4 protein-coding genes are annotated in these 4,902 nt (G+C 60.3%); 3 read left to right on the plus strand and 1 reads right to left on the minus strand.

Annotation, left to right across the window (positions count from 1 at the left end; translation table 11 throughout):
* Positions 1–404: 404 nt before the first annotated feature.
* Entirely contained in the window at positions 405–1,400 is a 996-nt protein-coding gene (locus ABJK70_RS20140; protein ID WP_347258892.1) for a DUF4892 domain-containing protein, read from the plus strand.
* 383 nt (positions 1,401–1,783) lie between these two features.
* Positions 1,784–1,963 (plus strand): UvrD-helicase domain-containing protein, encoded by a 180-nt coding sequence (locus ABJK70_RS20145; RefSeq protein WP_347258893.1) that lies wholly within the window; start codon positions 1,784–1,786, stop codon positions 1,961–1,963.
* A 28-nt stretch (positions 1,964–1,991) separates the two neighbouring features.
* Here ABJK70_RS20145 and ABJK70_RS20150 read toward each other — a convergent pair whose 3' ends face one another.
* On the minus strand, positions 1,992–2,528 hold the full coding sequence (locus ABJK70_RS20150; RefSeq protein ID WP_347258894.1) for a transposase: 537 nt from the start codon (positions 2,526–2,528) through the stop codon (positions 1,992–1,994).
* 222 nt (positions 2,529–2,750) lie between these two features.
* Here ABJK70_RS20150 and ABJK70_RS20155 point away from each other — a divergent pair.
* Positions 2,751–4,902, plus strand: a 2,152-nt coding sequence (locus ABJK70_RS20155; protein WP_347258895.1) for a UvrD-helicase domain-containing protein, incomplete at its 3' end; no start/stop codon positions are given.

A 4,902-nucleotide genomic window follows, 5' to 3' on the forward strand; every position in this document is an offset into this window, starting at 1 on the left:
GGGTGACATCTTTTCCCATAAGGCGTCGGGAATCCGCCAGCCATCGTCTTCGGTAATGAGTCCCATGGGTCTTCTCCTCGGTTACCGGTTAAAGACGCTTATTATCGCCTATTGGGATAGGCTCTAAGTACCGTAGGATGCGGTGAGAAACGAACCGCCCTTCGACTAGGCTCAGGACAGGCATCGACCGCGAACGATGCGCCTCCTATCGTCGGCACATCCTACGAACTGCCGCTGAACAATCAGTCACCGCACAAATGATCTAATCTTGTTTTCAACCGGACGAGGACGGCGCCGACCAAGGCTTGGATTTCATGCTGGTGGCGGCCATTTTTGCCGGCGGATGCGCTGGAAACTCGGATAATTACAAATGCCCGATCGGGCGGAAAAATCGAGGTGAACTCATGAGATTGCCATTGGGGATTTCGTTTTTGTTTTTGGCGGTTCCGGCCCTCTTTGCCGGGACGGTGCAAGCCGAGAAAACCGATTTGGCCGGTTCCGCCGACCATGCCCTGGTCGGACGTTACGAGGGGTCGGTTGTCACGTTTTACGAAACGAAAGCCTACGAAGAATTGAAGCTGCCGTTCAAACCGCTGGAGCGTGGCCAAAAAGACAAGCCCGAGGCATGGCAGATCGGCGTGTCCGGGAAGCTCACCTCGATTCGATATGAAGGCCCCGCGGATCGCTCGATCCTGGAGGTCATGCGCAATTACGAGGCGGCATTGAGCTCGAAGGGATTCACGATTCGTCTCTTCTGCAAGGGCGCGAAGGAATGTTCGCCCGGCGGGTCGGTCCCCACCTTCTGGGAAGCCGGAAACGGCCAGATCGGCATGCCGACGACCTGGGATACCACCGTCTATTTGCTGGCGGAGCGGGATGCGCCGGAAGGCCGGGTTACCGTCGGGATGCTTGGGGTCGAGACGAAGGCGACCAAATCCCGGCCTCTGACGCCGCATGTTGCAGTGACGGTCGTCGAATCGAAGCCGATGGAGGCCGACAAGATCGCGCTGGTCAAGGCCAGCGAAATGCAGCAGGCGCTGGAGCGCGACGGTCGCATCGCGATCTACGGCATCTACTTCGATTTCGACAAGGCGGAGATCAAGCCGGAATCGGAACCGCAGATCGCGCAATTGGCGGCGCTTCTGAAAGAAAACCCTAAGTTAAAGGTCCTCATCGTCGGACACACCGACGGCAAGGGCGCATTCGACTACAACCTGTCGCTTTCCCAGAAACGAGCCCAGGCCGTGGCGGACACGCTGGTGTCGGCCCATGGCATCGCTCGCGACCGCCTGACGCCCGCGGGCGCCGGCATGATAGCGCCTGTCGCTTCGAATAAGACGGAAGAAGGACGTGCGAAAAACCGGCGCGTCGAGATCGTCGAACACTACTCCGGCGGTTAAAGGCAAATACTACCCTCCTTCCACACGGCGTCAGCTTTCCCGGTCGTCTTGGGGACACCAAGACGACCCTTCTAATCGCAAACGGTTGCTTTAGAGCGTTTTCATCTCGCTCGTCCGGCAAAACAGGCTTGGCGGAAGTCGTTGGCGACTTCGGCTCGGGTGAATGGATTCAAGCACTCGTAGGTCGGCAATCCTTTGCCGACGAAGACGCTCGGCCGAGACGTGGTGTCGGGAAAGGATTCCCGACCTACTCGCGAATGCCCGTACAGTCGGTATGAAAATGCTCTAGCCGCAATCTTTCTCGTCGTTGCCGGAGAAGTGCTTCGTGGCGTAGGATGCGGCTCGTTCCTCACCGCGCTCTACGGCATTAAACGAAATCGCCCATGCTCCCTTCCAGCCAGCTATCCACCGACCATACCCCCGAGCTCGACATCTACGACGCCGAGCTCGCCGGGCTGAATCTGGTCGAAGCCAGCGCCGGGACGGGCAAGACCTGGACGATTTCGGGGCTTTACGTTCGGCTGATTCTGGAGCTTGGCCTCAGCCCGCGTAGGGCGCAATAGCGTATTCGCGTATTGCGCCGCATGAGCTTCAAGCCCGCTCGCCCGCATCCATATTGGATTCCGCCTCACCGGCCCAATTTAACGGATACACGCCACGTTCGACGTACCGATGGAAAGTCGAATAAGGCCACTCCGCCACGCACTGGACATAACCATGTTTCACCGGGTTGATATGGCAATAATCCACATGCGCCGCATAATCCGCCTCGTCGCGGATGGCGTGTTCCCAAAACCGGCGTTGCCATATTCCGCGTTCGCCGCGCGCGATGCGGACCTGCGAGCGCCGCTCGGTCGGCGGCAACGCTTTGGAGAATCCTTGTTTGATCAACCGCCATCGATTGGTGAAATCGTCATCGCCGGGCGGCAGCGTCCACATGCCGTGCAGGTGGTCCGGCAAGATCACCCACGCATCGATGTGGAACGGCCGCTTGGCCCGTACCTCCCGCACCACGGCTCGGAGTAGGTCGATGCGCCGGACGAGCAAATCGTTCGGGTAACGTTCGAGCAGGTTAACGGTGAAGAAATAGGTTCCACCGGGTACGCGATAACGTCTGTAGTCGGGCATAGGAGTTCATGTTCCGAAGAGACAATAACCTTGGGGAACAATAGCAAACCGTGGGACCATCTGATCTCACGGTGAGTTTTCCGGTCATTACTTCATACGGCGCAATACGCGGGACCGCTATTGCGCCCTACAAACTGGAGCGGAATGGATGACGAGGCGCTCGAGCGCCGTACAATACGGCACGTTTTTCCATCACGCGACGGCCCCATAACAAAATCGCCCATGCCCCACGCTAGCCCGCAATCCCTGGACCACACCCCCGAGTTCGACATCTACGCCGCCGAGCTGGCCGGGTTGAATCTGGTCGAAGCCAGCGCCGGGACGGGCAAGACCTGGACGATTTCGGGGCTTTACGTTCGGCTGATTCTGGAACTCGGCCTCAGCGTCGATCAGATTCTGGTGGTGACGTACACCAAGGCGGCGACTGCCGAGCTTCAGGATCGTATCCGCAGGCGGTTGAGGGAGGTCCTTTCCGCCTTCGAAACCGGCGAAAGCGACGACGATTTCTGCCGCCGCATCCTCGAACTGTACGGCGACCGGACCGAGATCGCCAGGCGCCTTCTCGGCTATGCGATCAGCGGGTTCGACGAGGCCGCGGTCTACACCATCCACGGATTCTGCCAGCGCCTCTTGAACGAAAGCGCGTTCGAGTCGGGAGCGGATTTCGATTGCGAGCTGATGCCGGACGAAACCGATTTGCTGCTGGAAATCGTCGACGATTTCTGGCGACGGGAGGTCTATCTCGCCTCCGCAGCTTGGGCCGATTATCTGGCCCAAACAAATCAATCGCCCGATGTCTGGCTGAGCGAAATTCAGCCCCATGTAGGCAAGCCGTTCCTGAAAATCGCCGGGCCCGTCGAACCGGCTGACGAGGAGGACGACATCGCGCGGTTCGGGCAGGCGGTGCTCGAAGCGGCGGAAGTCTGGTATGCCGAAAGGACTGCCATCGAGGCGCTGCTGCTGGATTATCCGAATTTCAATCGCACCCGCGCCAAACCCGAAAGCTTGCGGAACTGGCTAGCCGAAACGGCCGAATTTTTCGGCCGATGGCCGGCATCGGAACAGACTCCGCAGCCGGTCGTTTTACCCGAAGTCCCGCCCTTGCTCGATCTGCCGGAAGGTCTTCAACGTCTGACGCCCGAAGCCCTTGCCTCTGCCGTCAAGAAAGCTTGCGAGCCACCGCGGCATCCTTTTTTTCAACGTTGCCGGTCCGTGGTCGAGGCGGACGAGGCCCTGCGCCGAAATTTCGAAATCCGGCTTCAGTGCCTCAAGCGGCGCCTGATCGAGTTCTGCGACGCCGAACTGGACCAGCGCAAGAGCGCGCTGCAAGTCGTCTGCTACAACGACCTGCTGAACCGCCTGGCCAGCGCGCTGGATTCGGAACACGGCGAACGCCTGGCGGAAACCGTCAGCCGCCGCTACCGGGCCGCCCTGATTGACGAATTCCAGGACACCGACCCGATCCAATACCGCATCTTCCGCCGCATCTACGGAGACGGCGGCTCGCCGGTGTTCTTCGTCGGCGATCCCAAGCAGGCGATCTACGGGTTTCGCGGCGCGGACATCTTCAGCTACCTCGAAGCGCGGAGCAACGAAGGCATCACCCGCCGCACGCTGAAGACCAATCAGCGCTCCGAGCGCGATCTCATCGCCGCGGTCAATGCCTTGTTCGTCGGCCATCCGAAGCCTTTCCTGCTCGACGAGATCCCCTATCCGGAGGTAAGGCCCGCCGCGCGGCAGCGTGCAGTATTGGATATCGAAGACGACGGCGAGGAGCCGTTCCGCTTTCTTTTGCTGCCGCCGGAGCAAGACGACAAAGGAAAGGAAAAGCCCTATTCGAAAGGCGCGGCAAGCCGGTTGACCGCCTCGGCGACCGCCTTCGAAATCGCCCGGCTGCTCAACGCCGCAAGCGAGGGCAAGGCGCGCCTGGGCGAGCGAAGCCTCGACGGGGGCGACATCGCCGTACTGGTCTCCACCCACGTCCAGGCGCGCTTGATCGAGGACGCGCTGTCGGCCTGCGGCATACCCAGCGTGCGCCAGGGGCAGGAGAACGTGTTCTCGACTCCCGAAGCGGCGGAACTCGAACGGATCTTGCAGGCGGTCGCCCAGCCCGGGCGGGAGCCGCTGATCAAGGCCGCGCTGGCGACGGAACTCATGAATCATACTGCCAACGCGATATTGGAACTGCAAAAGGACGAGAATGCTTGGGAAGCGATCTTCGACCGCTTCCAGACCTATCATCACGTCTGGCTGAGCGAAGGCTTCATGCCGATGTTCCGCCGCTGGTTCGAAGACGCCCGCATCACCGATCATTTGCCGCAATTCCGAGACGGCGAGCGGCGGCTGACCAATCTCCTGCACTTGGCCGAACTGC

Source organism: Methylocaldum sp., from assembly GCF_039794385.1.
In the GTDB taxonomy this organism is placed as follows: Bacteria; Pseudomonadota; Gammaproteobacteria; order Methylococcales; family Methylococcaceae; genus Methylocaldum.